The organism is Qipengyuania triglochinis, assembly GCF_054655615.1.
The window spans coordinates 151,607-178,092 of sequence record NZ_BAAHND010000004.1; the positions used below are offsets into that span (position 1 = coordinate 151,607).

19 protein-coding genes and 1 tRNA gene are annotated in these 26,486 nt (G+C 57.3%); 10 read left to right on the forward strand and 10 right to left on the reverse strand.

Annotated features, from left to right (window positions below; translation table 11 throughout):
* Positions 1 to 252 precede the first annotated feature (252 nt).
* Positions 253 to 2,202, forward strand: a complete 1,950-nt coding sequence (locus ACYQ0G_RS13865; RefSeq protein WP_460103718.1) for a glycoside hydrolase family 3 C-terminal domain-containing protein — start codon at positions 253 to 255, stop codon at positions 2,200 to 2,202.
* A 98-nt stretch (positions 2,203 to 2,300) separates the two neighbouring features.
* Here the strand turns inward: ACYQ0G_RS13865 and ACYQ0G_RS13870 are convergent, their stop codons facing one another.
* From ACYQ0G_RS13870 to ACYQ0G_RS13880, 3 genes are all read right to left on the reverse strand, one after another.
* Positions 2,301 to 3,074 (reverse strand): Crp/Fnr family transcriptional regulator, encoded by a 774-nt coding sequence (locus tag ACYQ0G_RS13870; RefSeq protein WP_460103720.1) that lies wholly within the window; start codon positions 3,072 to 3,074, stop codon positions 2,301 to 2,303.
* Between the two features lie 76 nt (positions 3,075 to 3,150).
* Positions 3,151 to 3,951, reverse strand: coding sequence for a sulfotransferase family protein (locus ACYQ0G_RS13875; RefSeq protein WP_460103721.1), 801 nt, complete (start codon positions 3,949 to 3,951; stop codon positions 3,151 to 3,153).
* Positions 3,948 to 4,712: a Crp/Fnr family transcriptional regulator gene (locus ACYQ0G_RS13880; RefSeq protein ID WP_460103723.1), complete on the reverse strand. Its 765-nt coding sequence runs from the start codon at positions 4,710 to 4,712 to the stop codon at positions 3,948 to 3,950. The genes ACYQ0G_RS13875 and ACYQ0G_RS13880 overlap by 4 nt, the downstream gene beginning before the upstream one ends.
* Positions 4,713 to 4,843: 131 nt before the next feature.
* Between ACYQ0G_RS13880 and ACYQ0G_RS13885 the strand changes: the two genes are divergently transcribed.
* Complete coding sequence (locus ACYQ0G_RS13885) at positions 4,844 to 5,965, forward strand: glycosyltransferase (RefSeq protein ID WP_460103724.1); 1,122 nt, start codon at positions 4,844 to 4,846, stop codon at positions 5,963 to 5,965.
* Here ACYQ0G_RS13885 and ACYQ0G_RS13890 read toward each other — a convergent pair.
* From ACYQ0G_RS13890 to ACYQ0G_RS13900, 3 genes are all read right to left on the reverse strand, one after another.
* The gene (locus ACYQ0G_RS13890; RefSeq protein WP_460103726.1) at positions 5,872 to 6,813 is read right to left on the reverse strand and encodes a glycosyltransferase family 2 protein; all 942 of its coding nucleotides are present in this window, start codon (positions 6,811 to 6,813) and stop codon (positions 5,872 to 5,874) included. The two genes, ACYQ0G_RS13885 and ACYQ0G_RS13890, sit on opposite strands and share 94 nt — an antisense overlap.
* Positions 6,810 to 7,739 (reverse strand): hypothetical protein, encoded by a 930-nt coding sequence (locus ACYQ0G_RS13895; protein ID WP_460103728.1) that lies wholly within the window; start codon positions 7,737 to 7,739, stop codon positions 6,810 to 6,812. The genes ACYQ0G_RS13890 and ACYQ0G_RS13895 overlap by 4 nt, the downstream gene beginning before the upstream one ends.
* A 206-nt stretch (positions 7,740 to 7,945) precedes the next feature.
* Positions 7,946 to 10,012 carry an HAD-IIB family hydrolase gene (locus ACYQ0G_RS13900; RefSeq protein ID WP_460103729.1) on the reverse strand — a complete coding sequence of 689 codons (2,067 nt, stop codon included), beginning with the start codon at positions 10,010 to 10,012 and terminating at the stop codon, positions 7,946 to 7,948.
* A 158-nt stretch (positions 10,013 to 10,170) separates the two neighbouring features.
* Here ACYQ0G_RS13900 and ACYQ0G_RS13905 point away from each other — a divergent pair, with 158 nt between their 5' ends.
* The 4 genes from ACYQ0G_RS13905 to ACYQ0G_RS13920 are packed head-to-tail and all read left to right on the forward strand — an operon-like array spanning position 10,171 to position 16,329.
* Positions 10,171 to 13,728: a hydantoinase B/oxoprolinase family protein gene (locus ACYQ0G_RS13905; protein ID WP_460103732.1), complete on the forward strand. Its 3,558-nt coding sequence runs from the start codon at positions 10,171 to 10,173 to the stop codon at positions 13,726 to 13,728.
* Positions 13,729 to 13,730: 2 nt separating this feature from the next.
* A complete protein-coding gene (locus ACYQ0G_RS13910; protein ID WP_460103734.1) occupies positions 13,731 to 14,402 on the forward strand; it encodes a DUF969 domain-containing protein in 672 nt (223 codons plus the stop codon).
* The gene (locus ACYQ0G_RS13915; RefSeq protein ID WP_460103736.1) at positions 14,399 to 15,349 is read left to right on the forward strand and encodes a DUF979 domain-containing protein; all 951 of its coding nucleotides are present in this window, start codon (positions 14,399 to 14,401) and stop codon (positions 15,347 to 15,349) included. Before ACYQ0G_RS13910 ends, ACYQ0G_RS13915 begins: the two co-directional genes overlap by 4 nt.
* Positions 15,340 to 16,329, forward strand: a complete 990-nt coding sequence (locus tag ACYQ0G_RS13920) for a DUF2891 domain-containing protein (protein WP_460103738.1) — start codon at positions 15,340 to 15,342, stop codon at positions 16,327 to 16,329. The genes ACYQ0G_RS13915 and ACYQ0G_RS13920 overlap by 10 nt, the downstream gene beginning before the upstream one ends.
* A 174-nt stretch (positions 16,330 to 16,503) precedes the next feature.
* On the opposite strand, the gene ACYQ0G_RS13925 is transcribed toward ACYQ0G_RS13920, so the two are convergent.
* Positions 16,504 to 18,219 (reverse strand): thiamine pyrophosphate-dependent enzyme, encoded by a 1,716-nt coding sequence (locus ACYQ0G_RS13925; RefSeq protein WP_460103739.1) that lies wholly within the window; start codon positions 18,217 to 18,219, stop codon positions 16,504 to 16,506.
* Between the two features lie 54 nt (positions 18,220 to 18,273).
* A complete protein-coding gene (locus tag ACYQ0G_RS13930) occupies positions 18,274 to 19,080 on the reverse strand; it encodes a class II glutamine amidotransferase (RefSeq protein ID WP_460103741.1) in 807 nt (268 codons plus the stop codon).
* A gap of 187 nt (positions 19,081 to 19,267) precedes the next feature.
* Here ACYQ0G_RS13930 and ACYQ0G_RS13935 point away from each other — a divergent pair, with 187 nt between their 5' ends.
* On the forward strand, positions 19,268 to 21,100 hold the full coding sequence (locus ACYQ0G_RS13935) for a M61 family metallopeptidase (protein WP_460103742.1): 1,833 nt from the start codon (positions 19,268 to 19,270) through the stop codon (positions 21,098 to 21,100).
* 22 nt (positions 21,101 to 21,122) lie between these two features.
* On the opposite strand, the gene ACYQ0G_RS13940 is transcribed toward ACYQ0G_RS13935, so the two are convergent.
* Together ACYQ0G_RS13940 and ACYQ0G_RS13945 are read right to left on the reverse strand one after the other, a co-directional pair.
* Positions 21,123 to 22,088 carry a mechanosensitive ion channel family protein gene (locus tag ACYQ0G_RS13940; RefSeq protein ID WP_460103744.1) on the reverse strand — a complete coding sequence of 322 codons (966 nt, stop codon included), beginning with the start codon at positions 22,086 to 22,088 and terminating at the stop codon, positions 21,123 to 21,125.
* A gap of 296 nt (positions 22,089 to 22,384) precedes the next feature.
* Positions 22,385 to 22,474: transfer RNA gene (locus ACYQ0G_RS13945), tRNA-Ser, on the reverse strand.
* A gap of 162 nt (positions 22,475 to 22,636) precedes the next feature.
* On the opposite strand from ACYQ0G_RS13945, the gene hspQ reads away from it, so the two are divergent.
* The 3 genes from hspQ to ligD all read left to right on the forward strand — a co-directional run bounded on the left by hspQ (position 22,637) and on the right by ligD (position 26,461).
* Complete coding sequence (gene hspQ, locus ACYQ0G_RS13950) at positions 22,637 to 23,017, forward strand: heat shock protein HspQ (protein ID WP_460103746.1); 381 nt, start codon at positions 22,637 to 22,639, stop codon at positions 23,015 to 23,017.
* Between the two features lie 95 nt (positions 23,018 to 23,112).
* The gene (gene ku, locus ACYQ0G_RS13955; protein ID WP_460103748.1) at positions 23,113 to 23,940 is read left to right on the forward strand and encodes a non-homologous end joining protein Ku; all 828 of its coding nucleotides are present in this window, start codon (positions 23,113 to 23,115) and stop codon (positions 23,938 to 23,940) included.
* Between the two features lie 4 nt (positions 23,941 to 23,944).
* A complete protein-coding gene (gene ligD, locus ACYQ0G_RS13960; RefSeq protein WP_460103750.1) occupies positions 23,945 to 26,461 on the forward strand; it encodes a DNA ligase D in 2,517 nt (838 codons plus the stop codon).
* Positions 26,462 to 26,486 lie beyond the last annotated feature (25 nt).

Consider the following 26,486-nt stretch of genomic DNA (forward strand, 5'->3'; position numbering starts at 1 on the left):
GAAAGGTTTCCTTTGCGTTAGAGTTGCCTTTACAAGATTTTGCTTACTTGATTTTCACACATCCCAAGGCATGGTGCCTCTTAGACTGGTGCTGATGGCATCGGGTCGTGTGTCGGGGAAACGGCGGGGGCAATCGAGTTCGACAGAGCCTGGCAAGGACGGTTCCAGTGAGCTTGCAGCTTCGATGGCCCGCCACCCGTCGGGGGAGAGTTGAGGGTGCCATGGCGAAACACTGAGATCGAATGCGAGCGAATGGTCGCCGATCTGATCGCAATGATGGATACCGGCGAGAAAGCGGGCCAGCTCATCGTCTACCCGATGCCGCCGATCGAGGACCGTGAAGCGATACGGGCTCTCGAATTCGAAATCAGCAGGGGCAGAGTGGGCCTCGTATCAGGCATTTCTGATATCGAAACCGCCAGCCGCCTGCAGGACATAGCGCAGAACGAAAGCCGCCTCGGCATACCACTGCTCTTCCCTGGCAAAACCGATGAAGGGCTGGATACGGCCCTTCCTGCACCACTGACTATGGCGGCGAGCTGGGATCTTGAGGCAATCGAAAATGCCGAGAAGATAAAGGCATCCGAAGCCACGGCGCTCGGAATTAACTGGGCGCTCGGCCCGAAGATTGAACTGACAGGGGGCCATGACCACCCCGGCTGCAGCAGTGGTTCCGACATGTATCTGGCAGCCAGAATTGCGAGCGCGCGCATAGCCGGGCTTCAAGCGCTCAGCTGGAAAGGCGATGCTCCTCTCATGGCCTGTCTCGAACTTTCGCGGCAATCGCTGGGAAAAGATGGCGATGCGCAGGAAATGCTTCGGCTCGTGCAGGCAGTCGCTGCCAAAGCGCGAGTGGGCGCTATCGCGCTCGATCCTGAGGACTTGCTGGCGCCTCGGGATCACGAGTTGCTTCTGGCGTTTCTGGAAAGACCTGGGAGCTATGATGGCCTGACTCTCTCACACGGAGATGCACTCAGCAAAAAGATTGCGCATGGCGACACCAAGGCTCGCTGGGATACGATTGCTTTCGACGCACTTATTACCGCGATCAGAGATGGGACGCTTCCCCTCCGGGGATTGGAAGAAGCGGCTCGCCGCCTGTTGAGAGCAAAATTCAGGTTGGGATTGCTCCGAGCCGCCCACGCTCCAGCGCCGAGCTCGGCGCCGGGAACTTGTGCCACACCGGCGCATAACCGGGAAATGGCGCTCCAATGCGCGAAACGATGCCCGATCCTGCTTCGCAACGATGGGAACCTGCTTCCACTGGATATCGAGCCTAGCGGTATTTTGCTGGTAGGAAGCGCTGCACAGGACCGAAAAGTCCCTGCCGCCGGTAAAGCTATCACGACCAGCGTAATCGATGGCGTCGAACGACTGGGTATCCCACATCGCTTCGTCACCGGTCTCGCGCTGCGCGCTTCAACCGAACATTCCGAACAGCTGATCGCCGCTGACAACATGGCTATTGCAATGGCATGTGAAGCCGCACGCCATGCATCGACGGTGGTTTTTTTCCCACCACTCACGGAAGACGGAACCCTTGGCGAAGCGAGCCAAGCGTTATTGAAGCAACTTTATACGGCAAACCCGCAGCTTGTAATGGTGACGATCGGTCCCCTCCCGGTCGATCCTCTTATCGATGGCGACTTTCTGCCGTGCATATTGCATGCAGGCCAACTGGGCACGATGAGCGGACAGGCCATTGCCGAAATATTGATTGGAGAGGCGGCTCCTGTCGGGCGGCTGCCTATCGCAATGTCGCAGGTAGAACCTCACCCTGGGCTGCCTTTCGGCCACGGGCTATCCTACGCTGAATTCACTCTCTCGGAGCTCGATGTGCATATTTCCGCGTCTCGAATTGTCGCGAGCGTAAGCGTCTCGAATAAGAGCAGCTTCGAAAGTGAGCAGGTGGTTCAGCTGTATCTGCGAGACCCTTCCGAAATGTCAGACGCCAACGCTCGTCGGCTTGCCGGGTTCAAGAGGCTTCTACTGCGTGCCGAAGAATGCACAAAGGTCGATATCGAGCTGGAAGCGACCGAGCTCGGCAGGTACTCCTCTACGGGAAGGTTGTCAGTCGAACCCGGCCAGCGTGAAATATTTGTCGGCTTCGACAGTGTGAATGGAACCTCCACGATAATCGAGATTTCGGACGAAATTGCACGAGCGCTGGTAAATCAGACGCGAATTTCGAATGTGAATTAGGAGCCGGCCTGGAAGCGAAAGGCAGCCCGTCAGCCGATGCTGATGTCAGCATCGGGACAAGACTTGTTACGGGGTAATCTCTTCCCCCGGGCAACTGGTCAGTCCCAGTCTTCTTTTACCTTGAGAGGCCCATCCCCGTACAGGTAGTCGGGATCGAACTGCGCGAATTTCTTGAGCGCATCCCAATCATTCGTATAGAGATCGCCGCGCCTTATCTCGGCAATTCCCAGATCACGAAGTTTGCCCACCGCACGGTTTGCGTGAATGGCACTGACCCCGCACATGTCGGCCATATCGAACTGGGTGAACGGGGTCCTTATGGCACGCGTGACATTGCGACCGATCAGTTCAAGCCGTGTGTGCAATTCTGCGTATAGGTGCGCGATGCGGCGCGTCGCATCGAGTTGCTCAAGCGTCTGGATCCATTTGCGATGAATAGCTGCATCGAGCAGTGTGGCGAACCACATGGCGCGGGCCACGCCGGGTCTTTCGCGCATGACATCGCGCAGCGTTTCATGGCTGACACAACCGACCCGGACCCTGCCCGCGGCCTCGATATTATGATCGAGGCGTTTCAGTGCAAAGCCGTGCAGATCGACGAAATCGCCCGGTAGGTTAATGCCCGTGATGAAGCGTTTGTTGGCTGTTTCGATAGTGCGGAAGATATATCCTTCGACCAGAATCATGCTCCGATCGGTTTTCACGCCGCGTCCCAGCAGGCACGATCCATCATCGTGCTCCTCCACGCTTTCGATCAAACCTTCGATGTACTTCAGATCGTCGGTGCTGAGGTTTTGTCTCAGGCGCCCGGCGAGAAAATCGCCGGTCAACGGATAAGCCCCAGTCACCACCTTTGCGGGCGTGCCATTCATGCCCGGCGATAGAGCAAGCTAGCGTTACAGCGTCTATTGACGGATGTTAGCTTTCTGTTCTTTTTGTGCGAGTACCTCAATTTTTCTGACCACCCATCGAAATATACGCCGATGCTGCTGCGTCCCGAACCGCACGCAGGGGGTGCGATATGGAAGGTTGCCAGTCAGAATACCCGCCTCCGGGCAAGTACCCCCAATGCAGCATGCGCGCCGCTTGGTCCCGATCGACCTCGGTAGAGACGCAGTAGTCGGAGTTCCCATTGCGGAGCGTGAGATCAGCATAACGTTCGTCGATTGAGAGAAAAGCACACAGCGAGCGCTGAATTGCCTGCGGGTCGGCAATCAGGTCCTCGTACCGCATGACGAATGCCGCGTGCAGATAGGCAAGATCAGCCACCATCACATCATACGCATCGAGAGCATAGGCCAGAAGCGACGCCGCATCGGTATCTACCCACTTGGCAAGCGCTGCCGCCATAAACTGCGGGTGACGCAGGACGATAACGAATTGGCTGGTTGGAAAGAGTTGCTGGTAGAGCCGCATCCTAGTCAGATTGACGGGCGATTTTTCGAGCCACCACGGCTTGGCGCCGTCAAACCATGGCGACCAGTCTTCGAAGAGCCTGCGCCGCGCCTCCAGCGTATTGTATCGGGAAGCTTCGGTATGATGCTGCGCAGGGTCGACGGCATAGTGGCCGGGCCGGCCATGAAGGGCGGTGTGAGGGATCGCCCCCTGCAAATAGCAACCTTCGTTTTCCGGAACCGGGGCGCCGGTGATAGCACTGATTTCGGGATGTGCAGCCAGCATGCGGCTGACCAGACTGGTCCCGGTTCGATGAAGCCCCGCCACGAAGACAAAGCGGTTGCGCAGCGTCATCGCGCCGTGTTTCTCAAAGAAAGTGCGCCATCGCCATAAAGATAATCGGAGTTGAACCCGGCGAAATCTTCCAGCTTCCCGCGATCGGGTATGCGGACCTTGCCGCGCTGGAAGTCGGCGATACCCTTGCTTCGCAATTCGGAAATCGCCCTGTTTGCATGGATGGGCGTGGCACCGCACATATCGGCAATATCGGTCTGCCGAAGAGGGGTGTCGAACCCGTCAGGATAGCCGAGCCCCACCATTTCCAGTCTTCTCCATATCTCGGCGAAGATATGGGCAATGCGTTTGGGCGCAGTCAATTGCTCCAGCTTCATGATCCATTCCCTGTGCATGGCGGCATCCAGCAGGGTCGAAAACCAGAAAAGGCGCGCAAGATGTGGCCGGTTGGTCATGACGTCATTGATCGCCGAATGAGGGACCGAACCTATTTTCACAGTGCCCACGCAATCGATGTTGTGATCGAGACGCTTGAGAGCGAAGCAGTGCAGATCGACGAAATCGCCGGGAACATGGAAGCTGACTGCATAGCGGCGATCCTCGCTTTCGAGCGTGCGGACCATGAACCCTTCGATCAGCAGCGTTGAATAGGCACACTCGTCGCCTCGGGAAATCAAGCGGTAGCCGTCTTCCAAAGTGCGCGTCTTCGAAATCAGCCCTTCCAACTCATCCTTTTCGGCCTCACTCATATCGTGGCGGAGCCGGCCTGCGAGAAACCTTGCGGTATTCGGATACTTATCGAGTTCATCCGCAAGCGGCATGGTCTGCTCCTGTTTCGTCGGGGTCTGCGCACCTTCGCGCAGCCCCTCCTCTATGCATGAATGTTAAGTTTAAAGAAGTCTTGCGGGCTGGCGGGTTCCAACATCATGTTACATACGACCTTCCTCCTACCGTGAAAATCGCGGTCCTCGCACATATTCGTCATGCCATTGCCGAACCATTCAGCGGCGGCATGGAAGCGCATTGCGACATGCTGTGCCGCGGACTGCGGTCAGCCGGTCATGAAGTGGATCTATATGCCTCGGCGGGGTCCAGCGATCCGTGTCTGATCCCTATTTGCGATGCTCCCTATGATGAAGTCCTGCCATGGCGCGTCTATCGCGGGACGGACGAACTCGCGCGCTATCAGCGCGATGCGTTCGACTGTGCCCTGGCCCGGATCGGGACCGGGCAATACGATGTCGTGCACAATAACTCGCTTTATCCCGAGATCATCGAATGGTGCGCGAATTCCGGGATGCCCTGCCTCACCTCGCAGCACGTCCCGCCTTTCGGCACCATGTTCGACGCCGTGGAGCAGTTCTGCGACCGGCCACACATCGGCTTCACCGTAACCTCGAACGATCAGAAGGCGCTGTGGGCAGCGCGTGGCTGCGATTCCCTGGATGTCGTTCCCAACGGGATTGATACGGACCGCTGGATGCCCGTAGCGGAGGTCGGAAACTACCTGACCTGGGTCGGCAGGATCGTCCCTAACAAGGGCCTCGCGGAAGCCGTTCGCGCGGCTCACAAAGCTAAAGCTAAGCTGCGGATCTTCGGCCCGGTCGAAGACGCCGCCTATTTCGCCGAAAAGGTGGAGCCGTATCTCGTCGACGGCATCGAATTCCACGGTCACCGCAATGCCGAGAACCTGCGTAAGGAGGTTGCCTGTGCGCGCGCTGCCTTGGTCACGCCGATGTGGGACGAACCCTTCGGGCTTGTCGCCGCAGAAGCGCTTTCATGCGGGACGCCAGTCATAGGCTTCGACCGCGGTGCCTTAGGGGAAGTCGTTGGCAATTGCGGCTTGCTCGTTCCGGGCGGAGACGTTGACGCGCTGGCAGACGCGATTGCTACGGCAAACAGTATCGATCGAAATGCTTGCCGGAGCCGCGCAGTGGCGAAGATGTCCGTAGGGGCAATGATTGCCCGATACGAAAACAGCTATGCCAAGGTTATTGCCGGAGCGAACCTCGCTTCGCTGTCGCGCCTGGCCTCTTCTTCAAGCTGTTCGAGCACCAGCGAACTGCTGGCATAAGGCTGATATTCCTGCTGGCGGGTAAGTTTGAGATGTTCCTCACCCGGCTCGCGAAGCTTTAGCCAGCCGCCTTGGCCATCAGGCGTGATCAGCCCCATCAGACGAAAGGCGCGCAACCAGTGCTGCATCGTGGGCTCGCCCCATTTCTCCGCAAAAATCATCGCGTTGGCCAGCACGCTGTCGATGTGATGGACCGGCGGCATATGGTGCCTGTGATACTGATGATAGGCCTTTGCACCACGAGCCCACCAGAGCGGAACATCGTTTGACGCGATCATACGACCGAAATCGGTGTCCTCGCCGCCATAGCCGACATACCGTGGATCGAACCCGCCGATCTTGTGAAAATTCGCCGCAGACAGCGCAAAATTAAGAGACCAGAAACAGCGATAATCCGAGCAGCGCCCGACCGCGTCGAGAGGAGGTCCGGCGCGTTCGGAGTGCTTGACGGCCAGTTGCTCGAACCGGCCATAATCGATGCCAGCATCTGTCGCACTCTTGGGTAAATATCCGACTTCCCCCATAAATACGCCATCGTGGGTAGCCGCCGCCGCGGCGTAATCTTTAAGGAGGCAAGGTGAAGGAATGCAGTCCACGTCGAGGAAGACGAGTAATCGACCCTTTGCGTTTTCAGCGGCTACGTTCCGTGCTTCGGCGAGACATATCCCCCTGTTGCCGAGGATTATCTGGCGAACCGGAAAACTGGTGGCAGGCAACTCATATCGGGTCGATTGCATCACCGCTACGACCAGTTCGCACGGTGGTCGAGTAGAATGATTGAGCCCGCGAACCAGATTTGCGAGATGATCCTGCCGGCCGTGTGCCAGTGTGCAGACGGATATCGTCATGCCACTACCTCCAGCGTCGGCTTGCGATCGGAGCCGATCCAAAGCTGCGCGGCAAGTTCGTCGAGCCATTCCGCAGCCTCGGCAGCCGGCTGATTGGCGATCAGCCTCCGCTGCCTCTCCGGTTCGATCAGTCGAGCGGCCGCCCATAGCTTTTCCCAAGCGCCCGCATGGGAAGGCCAGTTCCGCGAAACAGCAGCCAGCCCCTCACGATCGAGCACCTCGGCCTTGCAGAACTGTTCGTCGAAATAACGCCATTCGGGCACGACCACCCAAGGTCTCCCCGCCGCCAGGATCATGTGAACCGTGGTATTTCCGCAGGACGAAACGATGCGATCGGCAGCGGCAATCCAATCCTGGGGGTTATCGACCCAACCCTTGTGCTCGAGATTGCCGGGCATCGTTTCATGCCATTCGCTGCGAACCTTGCCTATCGTTACCCACTTCGTATCGGGTTCTGCCCGGGCTCCGAGAGTGAGCGGGGTTGAGGGCGTGCCCTCGCCCCCTCCCCCGGCAAGCACGAGTACAAGGTCACAATCTTCTTCCAGTCCCAGTTTCGCGCGAGCGATGTCCTTCGAAACAAACTCGCCGCAGTCAATTCCGACACCTGATGCATAATGCGTCTTATGCCGTAATCGAGCAGGACGATCGTGTTGCTCGAGCTGTTCGGAATAGGGAGCGAGAAGGCCGACAGCGCTATCGTAAGCAGCCATATGGCCCGGATCGGAACGTTCGCCATGCTGCATGACGGCAACGTGGGGTATCGAGCAGAGCCGGGCGAGTTGGCCAAGTTCGGCTGACACATCGGTCACGAACAGGGCGGGTCGGGCCGCTGCAAACCAGTTTGCAACAGTGGCGAATGCGTCGGTGATCGTCGGCCACCCCAGCGGCGCACAATGAACAGTTTCGGGCATCGCAAGAGATGCCATGGCCGGCGCTTCCGTCCCGGTTGGTTCAAACAGAGATGGCAGTTCGATTACTTCGATACGAGTGGCCAGGTCGGGAAATATGTCGGGTTTTGCGCAAAACAACGTGACGCTTCGCTTGCCTATCAGCTCGTTAGCGATGGCTGCGGCGCGTTCGGCATGGCCCCGCCCCTGATGATGAACGAAGAACCCGATTGGTCCGCACATTTTCATACCGCAACCTCTGCTAATTGACGTGCCCGCATGCGCTGGGCGCGATGATGTGCCAACAGGCCTTCCAGTGCGCCGGAGGCGTGGTTTCGGCGGGAAACATAAACATTTGGGCGATTGGCAAGCTCTGCGACTTCGGCAGCATGATTGCCAACAAGGATAGCATTCTCGCAAGCGCCCAGCATGTCGCTGTCATTGCCGCTATCCCCCGCCGCAAAAACATGGCCGACAGGCATGTCGAAAAAGCTGGCAACGTGGTGCATGGCAGCTGCCTTACCGGCCTTAATAGGTAGGACATCCAGCAAGCGCTCGTGGCTGAACACGACCCGCGCGCCTATCCCTTCATCGTGAAGTCTCTGCTCAACTGCGGTAGCCACCTGGCAGGAAGCGGCGACATAGCTGCGTTTGAACGCCCTTTGCTCGCAAGCCGATTGCGGAGTCAGACCCGGAAAATCACGGAGGACATCGTCGATCTTATGAGGCGTCCACCCATCGGCAATTTTCCGGGCGTAGGCGTCATCGAGAACCAGTTCTCCGTCCCGCTCGATATAAATTTCGCTGCCGACGGAGGTAATCCACGCAAGCGGAGAAGGAAGTCCCCAATCCCGAACCAAGCGCCGCGCTTCGACGAAAGACCGACCGGTCGCAACGACGAGACCGAACCCGTTTTCATGTGAGAGAAAGCGCTTAAGTCGGGCAACGCCACTTCGGCATCCGGTGAGCGTGTTGTCCAAATCGCTCACAAGAAGATGGGATGGATTCGAAGTCCCCTTTTTATCTTTTCCGACAACTTCAGATGCTATGTGCGCGAAGCCCTCGGCATAGGTGGTCCAATTCATCGCTTCGCTGTTGTTGCGGCCGTTGCTGGAGCATTGATCCCAAGAAGCATCATCTTCGATCAATCTTTCTATCGCGGATTTTATGGCCTGCGTGTCGCACGGATCGACCAACAGTCCATGCTGAAGATCGCCGACGATATCCTGCGGTCCTCCGATCATCGTCGCCACGACGGGAAGCCCGTGTGCAGCCGCCTCGGCCAGAGTGAGCCCGTATGGCTCCATCAAAGCCGGATTGACGAATACCCCTCGCGTTTGGGTTGCGAGCGAATAGAGAGCCTGAACTTGCTGGCGATCATGCGATTTTGGATAAGCCACCGAGCCATAGAGATCGTGACGATCAATCGCTTCGATAAGGCCGCGCATCACTTCGACTTGTTCCTGCTCGCCGGTATCGAGGCCTTCGCGCAGACCTGCGATCAACACGAGATTGCACCGCGCACGCAGAGAACTGGAATCAGCAAATGCTTCTACCAGCCGGATGAGATTTTTCTTCTGAACCGGCCGAGCAATAGCAAGAACCATTGGCTTCGTCGGATCGCGCAGGAACGGTTCGAGTAAGGCAAGTGCCGAGGCCTCGCCATCATCGCTGAAATGCCTGTCGATCCCGGGAATGAGACGATGGATTTTTCCGACCTTGGATGATGGATAGGCAAGTAGCTGACGTTCGCATTCATCGCGCGAAGACCCGATAATTGCGCGAGCACCAGCGATGGCACGGTCTTCTTCCGCAATGCGGGCCGCCATACAAGGGTTGGGCGGCGTCCCCGTCGCGCATTTGTCCATCCCCAGCGAGTGTGCCGTATAGATAAAGGGTATGCCCAGAGCGGCTTCGACTTGCTTGGCGACGTCGGCTGCATCGGCGAAGTGCGCGTGAATGAGATCGGGCAAGCGGTCGCGCGAACGCAACTCTGCAATTAACGCTTGGACGAAAGCGGGTCTATCTACACTAAGCGCCTCTTTAGACAGATACTTTGTATTACCACTGTCAATGCGTCGGATGACAAGTTTGGGGCTGAGCCATTCTTCTGCTTGGCCGTGAATAGGGCCCAGTTTCGCATCTTCGAACCGCCGCGTGATGATTTCCGCCAGATGCACATCGTCCCGCTCCGCAAGAGCCTCCATTTCACCCAGGATGTAGGTGATGTGCCCTCCTGTATCTTCGGTAATCCCGTATCGGACCGGCTCCGCCTTGAGGCAGCCGCCGAGAGCGAGCGATACGATGTGCAATATTCGTCCCCTTGGTGGTAATTCCTCCAAGACAACCACCAGAAATCGTACATCGGCTATTAACCAACCAATGTTTGTGCTGGCCTCTCTCTTCTTTCTCGTAGAAGCTTCGACGCGAAGGGTTTGAATTCCTTTTCCTTGCGTGCGATGTCGACCCGATGGAACGCAGCGATCAGGCACCCGCATGGAAATTCGCTATCGATCGTGGGGGTACATTTACGGATGTCGTGGCTACCACCCCCGATGGCCGGTTGGTGACTGACAAGCTTCTCAGTGAAAACCCCGATCATTACACCGACGCTGCGAGCGAAGCCGTCAAGCGCTTGATGGCGGAGCACGGCGAAGGTCCTATCTCAGAACTTCGCATCGGAACCACGGTTGCCACAAATGCCCTGCTTGAACGCAAGGGTGAACGGCTTGCACTCGCGATCACCCAAGGGTTTGGCGATGCACTGCGGATAGGCAGCCAGGCGCGGCCAGATATTTTTGCCCGCCATATCGTGCTGCCGGAGCAATTACCGTCGGCGGTGGTCGAGATTGCCGAGCGGGTCGGCGTGGACGGAGAGGTTCTGATACCGCTCGACGAGGCTGCAGCGCGGAAGGACTTCCAGCGACTACGTGAGGCTGGTTACGATGCCATCGCCATCGTGCTGATTCACGGCTGGAAGCACCGCGCACATGAGGAGCGGCTTGGCGACATCGCGCGGGAGATCGGCTTTTCGCAAGTCAGCGTGAGCCACGAGGTTACCCCTCTCATCAAGCTGATCCCGCGGGGCGATACAACCGTGGTCGATGCCTATCTCTCGCCGGTTCTTGATCGGTATACCGATAACTTGAGGGCCGCCCTGCCGGCTGCCGACCGGCTGCGCTTCATGCAGTCAAATGGGGGGCTGGCCGAAGTTGGCGCGTTTCGCGGCAAGGACGCCATTTTGTCGGGACCGGCTGGCGGCGTGGTAGGCATGGTTGCCTCCGCCAAGCCACTTGGCCATTCGAAGCTGATCGGCTTCGACATGGGCGGGACCAGCACCGATGTCGCGCATTATGCCGGGGAATACGAATTGACCGGCGACAGCGTGGTGGCCGGGGTCCGCGTGGCTGCACCGATGATGCAGATTCACACAGTGGCCGCAGGCGGTGGTTCGATATGCAGCTTCGACGGCGCCCGGTTCCGCGTTGGTCCGGAAAGTGCTGGCGCAGACCCCGGACCTGCTTGCTATCGGAAGAACGGGCCTCTTACGGTTACAGACTGCAACCTCTTTCTGGGTCGGATCGATCCCGCCTTTTTTCCTGCGGTTTTCGGACCTCGAGGGGACAAACCGCTTGATCCCGCAGCTGCCCGCGCGCGGTTGCAGGATATCGCGGTCGCCCTGCCCGAACCCAGCCCCTTGGAAGACATCGCGGAGGGTTTTCTTGCGATCGCGGTCGACAACATGGCCAATGCCATCCGCAAGATCAGCGTGGCCCGCGGGCACGATGTCACAACGTACGCCCTTGCCTGCTTTGGCGGGGCCGGCGGGCAGCACGCCTGCAAGGTGGCAGACGAATTGGGGATCGAGACCGTGCTCGTCCATCCGCTCGCCGGTATTCTCTCGGCTTTCGGGATCGGCCTCGCCCCGGTGAAGGCGATCCGGGAAGTAAGTCTGGTGAAGCCGCTATCCAAACAGTTCGGCAAAGAGTTGGCCGAGCTGGAGGCTGAAGCGGAGAAAGCACTAAGCGAGCAAGGCATTTCGGCTGAGGCTATCCATCTCGCCAGCCGCGCACGTCTGCGGTTCGAGGGCAGCGATTCCATGCTCACCATCGACATTGGCGATGTGGAACAGATGGACAAGGACTTTCGCCTGCTTCACCGCCAGCGCTTCGGCTATTCGGATGCAAACGCCCCGATCATGCTCGAAGCGCTGAGCGTCGAAGCCAGCGGCATTTCGGGCGGCCTTGCTACCGCAACAGCCGAGCCGGTAGCCACTGTCGGCACAGCGACCGGAACCTGGACTACCATGGCTCGCACGGAAATGTCGAAAGGGGAGGAGGTGGCCGGCCCCGCACTGATCGTCGATCCGGGGTCCACTACTGTAGTCGAAAAAGGCTGGCAGGCGCGGCTGGCGGACGAAGGAACGCTGGTCTTGACCCGGACTGAGGCGCTTGAGCGGGACCAGGCAGTCGGCACCAAAGTCGATCCGGTACGGCTCGAGATATTCAACAATCTCTTCATGGCGATTGCCGAAGAAATGGGTGTCGTCCTCCAATCCACGGCAACTTCAGTGAACATCAAGGAGCGGCTCGACTTTTCCTGCGCCCTCTTCGATGCCGAAGGCAGTTTGATTGCCAATGCGCCGCACATCCCCGTACATCTGGGCAGCATGGGCGACAGTATCGCCCGCGTGATAGAACAGCGCGGCGAAGCGCGTGACGGTCGCGGCTTCCGGCGCGGCGATGCCTATGTGCTCAACGATCCCTATCGTGGGGGTACTCACCTTCCCGACATCACCGTGATCGTGCCGGTCTTCTACAACGAGGATAGCGCGGAGCCACAAGCTTTTGTCGCCGCGAGAGGGCATCATGCGGATATCGGCGGGATCGCCCCCGGATCAATGCCGCCCGAAAGCAAGACGATCGAGGAAGAAGGCGTCATGATCGACAACCTTCTTATGGTCGACGAGGGTCAATTTCGCGAGGACGCGGTGCGGACCGCATTGGCCGACGCGAAATTCCCCGCCCGGAACCCCTCGCGCAACCTGTCCGACCTCCGCGCGCAGCTCGCCGCCTGCACCCGCGGCGCGGAACTGTTGCAAGGTGCCGCACGGGATCAGGGACCGGAAGTCGTAGCTGCTTACATGGCTCATGTGCTGGCCAATGCAGAGGAAAGCGTTCGGCGCCTCCTCGACCGGCTTGAGGACGGAGCCTTCGCCTATGAGATGGACAATGGCGCCACCGTGAAGGTAGCCATCCGGATCAACTCTGAAGCGCGGTCAGCAGTTTTCGACTTCACCGGTACAAGCGATCAGCTTGCCGACAACTTCAATGCGCCGCGATCGATCACACGCGCAGCTGCGCTCTATGTCCTGCGAACACTGATCGACGATCAGATCCCGATGAACGACGGCTGCCTGCGCCCCGTCGAACTTGTCGTACCGGAAGGATCTATGCTCAACCCCTTTCCGGGAGCGGCCGTCGTCGCCGGCAATGTCGAGACTAGCCAGGTTGTGACCGACGCGTTGTTTGCGGCTACCGGCAGGCTCGCACCCAGCCAAGGCACAATGAACAACTTCACCTTCGGCAACGAAGATAATCAATATTACGAAACGATTTGCGGAGGCTCCGGCGCAGGGCCGGATCACGATGGGACAAGCGCAGTGCAAACCCACATGACCAACAGCCGCCTGACTGATCCGGAAATCCTCGAAACCCGCCTTCCGGTCCGGCTCGAAGCTTTTTCGATCAGATCAGGATCCGGAGGCGGAGGAAAGCATGTCGGCGGTGACGGGGTAGAACGCCGCCTGACCTTCCTCGAACCAATGCGCGCCAATATCCTCGCCAATCGCCGCGCCATACCGCCGCGCGGGATCCGTGGAGGTTCAGATGCGCAGCCAGGCCGGAACTGGGTCGTGCGTAAGAATGGCAGCCGTGAAGAGTTGGGGGCAACCGGTCATCGAGACATGGAGCCATGCGACACTTTCGTGATTCTGACACCCGGTGGCGGCGGTTTCGGAGAGGAATAGGGATGAACTATTGGCCCCTTTTGGGCATTGCGCTTGTCGTCATCGGCTTTGCGCTGCGGTTCAATCCGCTGCTTGTCGTGGTAGCAGCAGCGCTGGCGACCGGATTGCTGGCGGGCCTTGATCTGGTTGCTGTGATCGAGGCGCTCGGCCGTGCCTTCAATGACAATCGCTACATCTCTGTCACTTGGATCATTCTGCCGGTGATCGGTCTGCTCGAACGCTACGGATTACAACAACGTGCACGCGGGGTAATCGAGAGCGTGCGCGGTGCGACCATGGGTAAATTGCTAACGCTCTACCTTCTTTTCCGGCAATTGACGGCGGCGCTCGGTATGAAGGATATCGGTGGCCATCCACAGGCCGTTCGCCCGCTGGTTGCTCCCATGGCAGAAGCGGCCGCAGAGAAATCCCACGGCGCCCTTGCCGACAAGGATCGCGAAAAGGTGCTGGCGATGTCTGCGGCCACAGATAATGTCGGCCTCTTCTTCGGAGAGGATATCTTCTTCGCCATCGCCTCGATCCTGCTCATCCAGGGCGTCTTCGAAAGTTACGGTTACGCACTGACCCCGCTGCAGCTATCGGTCTGGGCAATCCCCACAGCGATCTGCGCCTTCGTCATCCATTCCTGGCGTATTCGTGCTCTCGATCGGAACCTGGGGAGGCTTGAACCGTGATCACCTATGAATGGCTCTACATCCTCGCGGGCGCTTTCTTCGCGATATGGTCAGCACTTAGCCTGCGAGACTGCCGGTATGGCAATGCAGCCTTTTGGGGGTTGCTGTCGGCGAGCTTCTTCTTTGGCAGCCATCTGACCGATTTCGCCAATGGCTTGCTCGTGCTGGCCTTGGTCGGCATTGCAGGCCTCGGTGGGCTCAAGCGAAGTGATCCGGAAACAACGAACGGTGAGGAGCGGGCCGAATATGCCAAGAGATTCGGCAACAAGCTCTTCGTCCCAGCACTGATCGTTCCGCTCACGACCGTAGCCGGTACGCTCCTCTACAATTATACGGGCTTGAGCGAGACGGGCCTTTTCGAACCACGGAGAGAAACGCTCATTCTTTTCGGCATCGGCGTGATCTTTGCCTTGATAGTCGCAATTCTGTGGTTGCGCCCCCCGCTCTTAGCGCCAGCCGAGGAAGGGCGCCGCTTGCTGGATTCGATTGGGTGGGCAGCTATTTTACCACAAATGCTTGCAGCTCTCGGCGCGGTTTTCGCACTTGCTGGTGTAGGTGAGATAATCGGCGGCGTTGCGAGCGAAGTAATTCCCGATGGAAGCGTGTTTCTGACCGTGATTGTCTTCGCACTTGGTATGGCTTTGTTCACCATCATAATGGGCAATGCCTTTGCCGCGTTTCCGGTTATGGCAGCGGCAATCGGAATTCCGCTGTTGATCGAAATCTATGGCGGCAATCCGGCAGTGATAGGCGCGGTCGGTATGCTTGCAGGCTTCTGCGGCACTTTGCTGACCCCGATGGCGGCCAACTTCAACATCGTACCAGCCGCGCTTCTGGAACTGAAAGACCAGAACGCAGTAATCCGCCAGCAAGTGGGCACGGCAATCCCCCTACTGATCTGCAACATCGCCATCATTTATATCGCAGGCTTCTTGCTATGGAACTGACTGAAAACACCGCTGGCGATTTCGCTTCTATCGCGCTCGGCCACGTCGGGCGCGAATATCCGCACAAGCTAGACCATGTGATGGCGGGAGATGGGGACGTCCTGCCTCCACGCGAACTGCATCCGGTGTTCTTCGGCAGCTTCGATTGGCATAGCTGCGTGCATGGATGGTGGACCTTGCTCACGGTGCGACGGCTTTATCCCAATGCGCCAGATGCGAGCGAGATAACGGCACTTGCGGAGACTACCTTCACCGGCAGTAAACTAAAAGCCGAACTAGCCTATCTCGACCGCCCGGAATCCCGCGGTTTCGAGCGCCCCTACGGCTGGGCTTGGTTGCTTTATCTTCACCACGAAGCCGAGCGCCACGAGGATTTTCAATGGGGCGCGCGTCTGGAACCTCTCGCCCGCGCCTTTGCGGATCGTCTGGGCGACTATCTGCGTCTACTCACCTATCCCATCACGGTCGGCACTCATTTCAACACGGCCTTTGCACTCGTTCTCGCTCGCGAGTGGGCTGAGATGCGCGATCCCAAGCTGCTGGCGACCATTGATGAATGGTCACTCGCAGCCTTCAGCGAACAGCGCGACTACGCGGGATGGGAGCCTGGCGGCGATGAATTCCTTTCCCCCGTGCTGACCATCGCGTTGCTGATGAGCCGGGTCATGCCACATGACCAGTTCGTGCCATGGCTTGAGAATCTCATACTGAAAAATAGCTGGCTCGACAAAAATTGTCGGCCAGTCACCGTCAGCGACCGCAGCGATGGCAAGATTGCTCATCTGGACGGGCTCAACCTGAGCCGGTCGTGGTGCCTCTTTACCATCGCAGAAGCGCTGGGATCGAATTCAGCTAGAAAGCTGATCAGAGAGCGTGGCGATTTACACCTTGATTGTGCCAGCGAGCATATCGCAGGTGATTACGCTGGGGAGCACTGGCTGGCGAGCTTCGCCCTGCTTGCCCTCAGCGCGAAGGGCTAAGTGCCATGATTTTAGGCAGAAACTCCGTTCGCTTTAGACGAGTGTGATGAGCCGAAGCGAAGGGTAGTGCTGCACGGCCACCAATGCTTTTGCTGCGTCCAGACCATGAATGTGGCAGCACTCAGGCACTGGTGATCTGGGTTGATCCGCTTCTTCTAACGGCCCTGCTAACCTCTATCGCAGAAAGTTATTTCTCAGGAGGTCCACCACCTCCCGGGTTCGGCCATCCAGTACTGCCTTCACCCCGAACAGCGCTGTTCCCGCAACCTGCGACGCTTCGATTTTTGGCGGCATCACGAGTTCCATCTGGTTGACCTTCACATCCAGCAAGGCTGGCCCATCGTGCTGTAGCCAAGCGTCCATTGCTGGTTCCAGCGCATCTGCATTCTCGACATGCCAGCCAGCTAACCCACAAGCCTCCGCCAGTTTGGCGAAGTCTGGATTGTGCAAACTAGTGTAATGATCGACAAGTCCTTCGACCCGCTGCTCCATTTCCACAAATCCGAAGGAGTTGTTGTGAAATACCACCAGTTTGAGAGGGATCTGTTCTTGCACCAAGGTCAGCAATTCGCCCATCAGCATGGTAAGGCTGCCATCGCCACACATTGCGATAACCTGCTGGTTGGGATAGGCGAGTTTCGCTCCCATAGCCTGCGGCATCCCGCTCGCCATCGTGCCGTGAAGCAGAGTGTTGAGGAAGCGCCGCTCGCCGTTGGCCTTCACGTGTCGCAGCATCCAGACCATCGAAGTGCCGGCATCCGACACGAAGATAGCATTCTCGGCCGCCTTTTGGTCTAGCATATTGGCGACGAACTGCGGGTGAATCAGCGCGGGATCGCTTTCCTCACCCTCTTTTTCATAACCCTCCAGATCTTCGGCCCACTGTTTCTGTTGCCTCTCCAAATGGTCCGCGTCGGATTTCGCAGCGATTATCGGTAACAGCGCGGACATCGTCGTCTTTGCGTCTCCAACCAAACCAAGGTGGACGGCCGAACGTCTGCCGAGATGGGTAGGATCAATATCGATCTGCGCGATCTTCTTACCGTCAGGATAATACTGGGTGTAGGCAAAGTCGCAGCCGAGCGAGATAACGAGATCGGCGGCTTCCAACGCCTCCACACCCGCCTTGTTGCCTAGAATGCCGTTTACCCCGACATTGTAGGGATTGTTCGGTTCGAGGAACTCCTTGGCCCGCGTCGTATGCACCATGGGCGCTTTGACTTTTTCGCAGAAGGCAATGATCTCGTCACGCGCATCACGCGCACCGATCCCTGCGTAGACAGTTACCTTTCCAGCCGCATCGACAAGAGCGGCAAGCTCGGCCATTTCTGCATCGCTGGGGCGGCAAACAGGTTGAGGACGATAAACTGCCCAATCCCTTTCATCGTCGTCGCTTTCCGTGAACATGTCCCCGTTCACGATGACGACCGCAACGCCCTTCTTCGTGAGTGCGGCTTGGGCGGCCTTGGTCACGATGCGGCGGGCCTGCGAGGGGTGAGAGATGTATTCGCAGAAATGCGAATGCTGCTCGTAAATCTTTTTCTGATCGACTTCCTGGGGGAAGTTGAACCCGCTTTCCGTACGCGCGACATCGGATGCGATAAGCACGACTGGCGCACCGTTGCGGTGGCTTTCGTAAATCCCATTTACGAAGTGAAGTGACCCCGGCCCGCAGGTGCCGGCGCAGATCGACAATTCGCCGGTCATGTAGGATTCCGCGCCCGCAGCAAAAGCGCCTGCCTCTTCGTGGCGGACCGTAATCCAGCGAAGGTCACTTTTGGCTACAGCATCCGTAAAATGATTGATGGTGTCGCCGGGAATTCCGTAAACGCGCTTTGCTCCAGCTTTCTGGAGCGCGTCGACAACGATTTCGGCGACTTTTTTCGGCATGTTCTTCCTTTCCCTGGTGTACCGGCTATCCACAATCGCTACTTGAACCCAAAATCAGTTCTGCTGTCGCGACACGATTTTCCCGTCTTTCAGGAGCATAGCTGTTCCACGGGTCAGCGGTTCCCAACCCTCCGGATCAAGCGGCACCGATGCGAACAGATGCAAAGGTCCGCAAATTTTTTCGATACTCGCACCCCGAACACTCCATGGTTCTCCTCGGTGATGTTCGTCGAAGGATCGAATATTGAGACCCGGCTCCTGCGGTTCGGTCAAACCTTCGTCCGTTTCAAAGCGTCGGCGGTCGGCATGAACGAATAGGAACTCTCCATCGAAAAATAGAAAATTGGAACTTCCAAGCTCTCGCATATCTGCAGCAAAGCGGTGGAAGGTCTCGAACCGTAGGATCGGTTCATCAGCGCCTGATCGGGCCAAGCGGTCAAGCAGCAACAGAAAGGCAAGTTCGGAATCGGTGTCGCCTATTCTTTCTCCGAGCAGGTGCGCTGCGCCAGCGCGCGTTTCCAGTCCCGGCAATTCACCGTTATGGGCGAACGCATGCCTCCTTCCGTGCCGCACGCGGTCAAATGGATGGGTATTCGCCAATTCTGGCTTACCCGCCGTCGCCCTGCGCACATGTGCCATAAGCTGCTTGCAGGGGCGCTCGTTTCGGACGACCATCCTGGTGAGTTCGCTGGTCGCAGCCGGATCGGGTTCACGAAAAAGGTACCCATCGCGGTCCTGGGCAAATAGAATGCCCCAGCCATCGCGATTCCGATGGCGCTCGCCCCCCTCGGCGGCGAAAAGATCGAGCTCGTAACGGACCGTGTGCGGGACCGACGCACTCATCGCAAACAATTCACACATCCATCTCGCTCCGGTTCTGCGGCCGGTGGTTTATCGGAACCGATGTGAAACGATTTGGTCCAAACCTCAAGCAATCACCTATAGTCTGTTTTGCGGGCGGGAGAGATTGCTCATAGCATATCTAGATTTCAGAGCGCCGGTCTAGCACGCCGATCGTTGGCATCGGCGGAACATTGGGAGAGTAGCTTTGACCAAACCGAACGATAAGCAAGGCTCGACGATACAACTCGCAGTTGATGCGACCGACGTCGCACGTGCGATCTTTTGGACCTCGCAGACGATGTCCGTGGCGGAGCATGACGGGCAAATTGCGCTCACTCTCGCCAAGTGGCTTCCTGCTTATCACGCTCCGCGTGGCGCAATCGATCGGTTGGCCGGATTGAACTTCCGTGCAGATAAAAAGACATGTCGATGGCAGCGTGACCCGGATAATCCATACAGGATTGTGGTGGAACTGCCGACTGATGCCTCAACCCTGAAGATCACGCATCAATCGCTTTCTCCGACGCAGAGCAACCAGGGTCGCATCATGGTAAGCGATGAAATACTCCGCTTTCACTGGGAAGAATGCCTGCTGTATCCGGCCGATCTCGCGATTGACGAGATCGTGATCGAACCATCTCTACGCCTTCCGAACGGATGGGAATGGGCATGCGTGCTCGACCAAATTTCCGCCGAGACTAGGGATAGCGGCCTTATCCATTTCGCACCCGTCGATGTGCGCACGCTGATCGACTCCCCGGTTCTAGCGGGAATCCATGCCCATCGCGAGAAGCTCGATGACGATATCGAACTGCTGATTGTTGCAGACAGGGCAGACCAGCTACCGCAGCGGCGCGAGGAACTGGTGTGTCACCGGCGGCTCGTGGCAGAAGCCGACGCGCTTTTCGGGAGCCGGCCCTTCGGAAAATACATCTTCCTCATGGCCTGCTCCGATCAGATTGGGCGCATGGGTCTCGAGCACGAGAGTTGCAGTGAAGAAGGCGTTCGCGCGACGTATTTCAGCAATTGGGAAAGCTCGACGACCGAGCGGGATTTGCTGCCGCATGAATACGTCCACGCATGGGTCGGCAAATACCGTGTCCCTGCAGGGAACTACCAACCTGACTTCAGCCGAATGACCAACGAAATGATGTGGGTCTATGAGGGTCTGACACAGTATTACGGGCATGTACTCGCAGCTCGATGCGGCCTCATATCGGCAAGGCTGACACGCGAGGCCTTTGCGTTGATCTTCGCAACCTATGACAACCGGCCCGGGCGAAAATGGCGGCCCCTAGCTGATACCGACAACGACCCCATTTTCACCGCCCGTGAGGTGCAGCCGTGGCAAAGCTGGCAACGATCCGAAGACTATTATTCCGAAGGCCTGCTCATCTGGCTCGAGACGGACGTCTTGATCCGCACTGCGTCCGGTGGTCAGCGGACCCTCGATGACTTCATGCTTCAGTTCTTCGCGCCTCTGGATGCGGAAGGGGGCAGTAAGCCGCTCCCGCAAAAACCTTATTCAAGAGCGGAATTGATCAAGGCCCTAGGTGAGTTTCAAGATTTTGACTGGGAAGCATTCTTTGAAGCCCGGGTGGACCGCATTGCCGAACACGCACCCTATGCCGGCATAGAAGATGCGGGCTATCGGCTGGCGTGGACAAAGAGGCCATCTGAATGGTTGGCCGACGACCAGACGCATCATTCCTATTTCGATTTTTCTTACTCACTCGGTTTAAAAATCGGAACTAGCGCGAAAGTGATCGACGTGCTGTGGGACGGCCCGGCCTTTCGGGCCGGCATCATCAAAGGCATGAAAATTCTATCGGTCGACGGAGTAACCTATTCTCATGCTGCGATGCAGGACGCCTTGGACGACTGCGGCCGAACCATCGAACTGGTCGTAGAACGGCTGGATAGGGTTAAGACCCTTCTTGTCGAAAATACCGAGGGGCAGCGCTATCCCACGCTAGAACCTGTTGGAGAGGATCCGCGCATTCTCGATTCCATTCTGACAGCTCGCGTCAGCGAATAGTGTTAATCAAACAAACTGCGTCTCAGTCCGAATCTTTCGCGTTTGAAGATCCACCCTCTGTCTCCGGCCGCTCAGCAGAAGTCGCGCTGCTCAAGACAACATTCTGATAGGCATACGGTATCTCGATGCCGGCATCGTCGAAGCGTTTCTTAATCTGCTCTAAAAGATCGAACTCAACCGCCTTTGCTGTCGCTGCATCGGCGCACCAGGCGCGAAGCGACAAATCCACGCTGGACGAACCCAGGTTCACGAGCGGGCAGCCGACTACCTCGGTAATATCGTCATGGGTTCGCGCCAAATCTAGCACGATTGCTCTCGCCTTATCGATATCGGAATCATAGCCGATAGAGATGGTTGGAGAAATCATGACCCTGAGGTCCACAGAGGACAGATTGATCATGATCTGGTTGGCGATCGTTCCGTTCGACAGCACGATACGTCGATTGTCGAACGTCCGCAGCACCGTATAACCGAGCGAGAGATCCTCTACGATGCCCGTCTCCAGCCCTGTCGGCGTGGTGAGTTGCAAGCGATCCCCGCGGCGAAATGGCTTGTAAAGTACCAGACTGATGCCGGATACCAGATTACCCAGTGTCGATTGCGCGGCGAACCCAATCACCACCGAAACGATGCTGACCCCCGCCAAGAGCGATGTGGTCACCTTGTTCAATGCAGGCACCACATGGGAGAAAATCAACGCCAGTACGATCCACATGATGAAGGTCGCCAAATGCTGGATGAAGCTGATCGTCATTCGATCGATCCGCTCGTTCGGATCATGATCTATCAATGTCTTCAATGCTCGGCGCACGACCCAGCTCAGCAGAAAGCCAAAAATCAGGAAAGCCACGCCTAGCCCGACAGCACCCCAAAAATGGGTTGGGTCTAGAAAGTTGGTCAGTCCGACCAGTGGTGGTGCTTCGCTATCCCCCGCAGGAGTAGATGCTGGCGTAGTCGCAAAAGAAGGAGATGCCATAAGGTCTGTCACACCAATTTCCTTCGTTGACGGAAATAGGCATGGAGCTCTCCTAGGCGGGAAGTGAAAAATCCCGTTAGGGTTGAAGTGACCTTCGAACCCCAACTGCCTCTGAAGCCCTTGCTTAGAAAAACACAGCGCTCGTGCATATCCGCCCTTTCACCTCAACTTATCTTGGCGAGGTAATGGCCAAGGCCAACAGGTGTAAAGGTAAGACAGCGTTATGAGCGGCAGCGTCAATGCACCCGTCATGCATCTTTTTGCGATAGATCATCAGTCGGAGGCGCCGACGCTTAAATGGTAGGATATGGCGGAGAGGGAGGGATTCGAACCCTCGATACGGTTGCCCGTATACCGCATTTCGAGTGCGGCGCATTCGACCACTCTGCCACCTCTCCGCAAACCGGGTGCGCTCTCGGGGTCGTGGGACCCGGGTCGAAGCGAGCGCGCCCCTTAGCCCTCTGCTCCTGCCTTGCCAAGCCCTTTGTCGTCCGAATTCGGGGGACTAGACAGTTCAAGACCTTGTCTTGACGGTGTCGAGGCCCATATTCTGCAAACTCATGGAAAAATCATCGTTTTTCTCCGCCCAGGCAGGCCGCACTTTAGAGGCCCCGCGTCGACTGCGCACAAACTTCGCGATTGGCGATGTCGTGCGTCACAAAGCTTTCGATTTTCGCGGTGTCATCTTCGATATCGATCCTGTCTTCGCCAATAGCGAAGAATGGTATCAGGCCATTCCCGAAGAGATCCGGCCCGATCGTGACCAGCCTTTCTACCACTTGCTCGCCGAAAGCGACGAGAGTGATTACGTCGCCTATGTCAGTCAGCAGAATTTGATCGGGGACTCGCTTGCTGGCCCTGTCTCGCACCCCGATGTGCATCAGTATTTCGAGCAGTTCGAAAACGGGCGCTACCGGATGCGCAACCGCTTGACGCATTAATCGAAGCAAGTTGTCGCTCGCCTTCGCAAGCGATCACGGCAAGCCGCGGGAAACCATTTCCCCGCCGGAACGCTACCTATCCGAAGGGATGGTTCATGGCGGCACGCGCATATTGGCAGGGGCAGATCAGACTGGCGCTGGTTTCGATACCGGTGGAGATTTATTCGGCGTCCAAATCCGGGGCAAAAATCCGTTTCAACCAGATCCACGAGCCTAGCGGCAAGCGGATATCTTACGAAAAGGTCGTACCGGGCGTCGGTCCGGTTGACCGCGATGACATCATACGCGGTTACGAAGTCTCGAAGGGCAATTACGTTCTCTTGGAAGACGAGGAGATCGAAGCCGTCAAAATCGAGAGCAAGCGCACACTGGAATTGGTTCAGTTCGTCGATTCGTGCGAAATCGATCCGCTCTATTTTGAAAAGCCCTATTACGTTGCTCCTCAGGACGAGTTGGCGGAGGAGGCTTTCGTGGTGCTGCGCGAAGCATTGCGGAAGGCAAAGAAGGTCGCACTTGGGCAATTATCGGTGAGAGGTAGCGAGAAGCTTGTCGCCATAAAGCCATGCGGGAAAGGCCTTCTTCTGGAAACGCTTCGATATTCGGATGAGGTGCGTGCCGGACAATCATTCTTCGATGACATCGAGGAGGCGAAGCCCAAAAAGGAGTTGCTCGATCTCGCCAGCACTTTGATCGAACAGAAGAGCGCACCCTTTGATGCGTCCGAATTCGAGGATCGCTATGCGGATGCTTTGAGGAAGCTGATCGACAAAAAGTCGAAATCGAAAAGCAAGAAGACCATCATCGAGGATGTAGACGACCCCGAAAGCTCGGGCGGCAATGTGATCGACCTCATGGCGGCTCTCAAAAAATCGGTAGGCGAAGAGAAGCCGAAGAAGGCTGCCAAACGCAAGAAGTCGGCCTGATCATATGGCGGCGCGCAAGGACCCACTCGCCGTTTATAACGCCAAGCGCGACTTCGGACAGACACCCGAACCAGCGGGCAAGAAAGAGAGTAGCCAAAACGGCAATCTGTTCATTGTGCAGAAGCATGATGCGACCCGGCTGCATTGGGACTTGCGGCTTGAAATTGATGGAGTTCTCAAGAGCTGGGCCGTAACCAAAGGCCCCTCCCCCGACCCGGATATCAAACGCCTGGCAGTTCGGACCGAAGACCATCCGATGTCTTATGCTACGTTCGAGGGCGTCATTCCCAAAAAAGAGTATGGCGGTGGCACGGTGATGCTGTGGGATCGCGGCTCTTGGTCACCCATCGAAGGAAAGAGCGCCCACGATCTCAAAGACGGTCATCTCCATTTCGTTCTCGAGGGTGAGAGAATGAAGGGGGAATGGCTGTTGATCCGGCTAAAACCCAAATCGGGAGAGAAAAGAGAAAACTGGCTACTGCGCAAACTGCAGGACGAACACGCGGATGAAGGCGATACACTTGTTCAACATGAATTGACGAGCGTGCTCTCCGGGCGGTCTATGGCAGAGATCGCCGCCAATAAGGCTGCGGAACGTCGCGAGAGGGGGAAAGTAGATGATGCGTTTCTTTCGGAGATGGGAAGAAACTCGCCCAAGCGCGCTCAGGAGGCCAAATCTGATCGGAAGGGAGGCGCGCCTCTTCCTAGATATCGTAAGCCGCAACTGGCCACTCTCGTAGACGACGTTCCTACCGGCAATCGCTGGATGCACGAGATTAAGTTCGACGGGTATCGTGCGCTGATCGCGGCGAAGGGCGACATCGTTAAGATATACACGCGTAACGGCAAGGACTGGACTGACAAGTTCGGCCCACTCGTCCACGCGATCTCAGATCTAGACCTACCTCCATGTCTTATCGATGGCGAGATCGTAGCTACAGATGCGAAGGGAAATCCTGATTTCTCCACGCTCCAGAAGGTGCTCAAGCGCGGTAAAGGTTCGCAGGGCGAGAGCGATGTTCTGGCCTTGCATGCGTTCGACCTTCTTGAACTGGAGGGGGAGAATCTCGTATCTCTTCCCAATATAGAGCGGAAGGAGCGGCTCGATGCTTTGCTCGAATCCTCCGAACCACCCATCTACGTCGCTGAGCATGTGTTGGGTGCCGGAGAAAAGCTTTATCGCGCCATGTGTGACGCCGGTCAGGAAGGCATCATATCCAAGACTGTCGATGGAACATATTCCTCGAGCCGCAGCAAATCCTGGGTGAAGGTCAAGTGCACGAGGCGGCAGGAATTCGTGATCGTGGGCTGGAAAAAATCTTCCGCAAGGGGTCGCCCCTTTGCCTCCCTCTTGCTCGCACAACATGATGCTGGTGAACTTGTCTACAAAGGCAATGTAGGTACAGGCTTCTCTGCCGACGACCTCGACGACCTCGCGAAGAAAATGAACCGTCTCGAGCGAAAGACACCCCCAGTCGAAACTGACAAGGCTAGTGCCCGCGGGGTAACCTGGATCACCCCGAAGCTGGTTGCCGAAATCGCTTTTGCTGAATTTACAGCAGATGGGAATGTGCGCCACGGTAGCTTTCTGGGGCTGCGTGAAGACAAGAAAGCATCATCGGTAAAGCCCGAAACTGCCGCCGCGCCAATGAAGGAACAAGAGGCGGTAAAGATCTCCAGCCGTGACCGGGTGGTTTTCCCGGACAGTGGACAAACCAAAGGAGATTTGGCTGACTATTACGAAGCTGTAGCCCCGATCATGTTACCGTTTACAGCCAACCGTCCGATCAGCTTGGTACGGTGCCCTCAGGGCCGCTCGAAGAACTGCTTTTTCCAGAAACACGACAGTGGCGGGTTCGGCGATGCAGTGCGCCATGTGCCGATCAAGGCAAAAGACGGAGGCCACGAAGACTATCTCTATATCGATGACCCGCGAGGTCTTTTGCAGTGCGTGCAGATGGGTACGATCGAGTTTCATGGCTGGGCTTCACGGGTGAACGCCGTCGAAAAGCCCGATCGGATGATCTTCGACCTCGATCCTGACGAAGGTTTGGGTTTTGACGAAGTCAAGCACGCTGCCCGAGACATCCGCGATCGATTGGCAGATCTTGGACTTACCAGTTTTGCAATGCTCTCCGGCGGAAAGGGCGTGCATGTAGTCGTGCCCCTGACCACAGGTCATGGCTGGGATGCCCATAAAGACTTCTCGCGCAGGTTCGCGGAAGCGCTGAGCCTCGCGGAGCCTGAGAGGTTTACCGCGACCATGAGCAAAGCGAAGCGCAAGGGAAAGATTTTCATCGACTGGTTGCGCAATCAGCGCGGCTCCACCGCGGTCGTTCCCTATTCCGCTCGCGCTCGCTCGGGGGCTCCTGTCGCCGTCCCGATCGCTTGGAACGAGTTGCGCACGATGAAAGACGCTCAGCCTTTCTCAATCGATAAGGCGAAAACTCTGCTGGACCGCGCACAGTCAAAGTCGCTGAAAGGATGGGGTTTTGCAGATCAGAGATTGCCCGATCTATAAAATGCTACTCCTTTTCACTGACGAC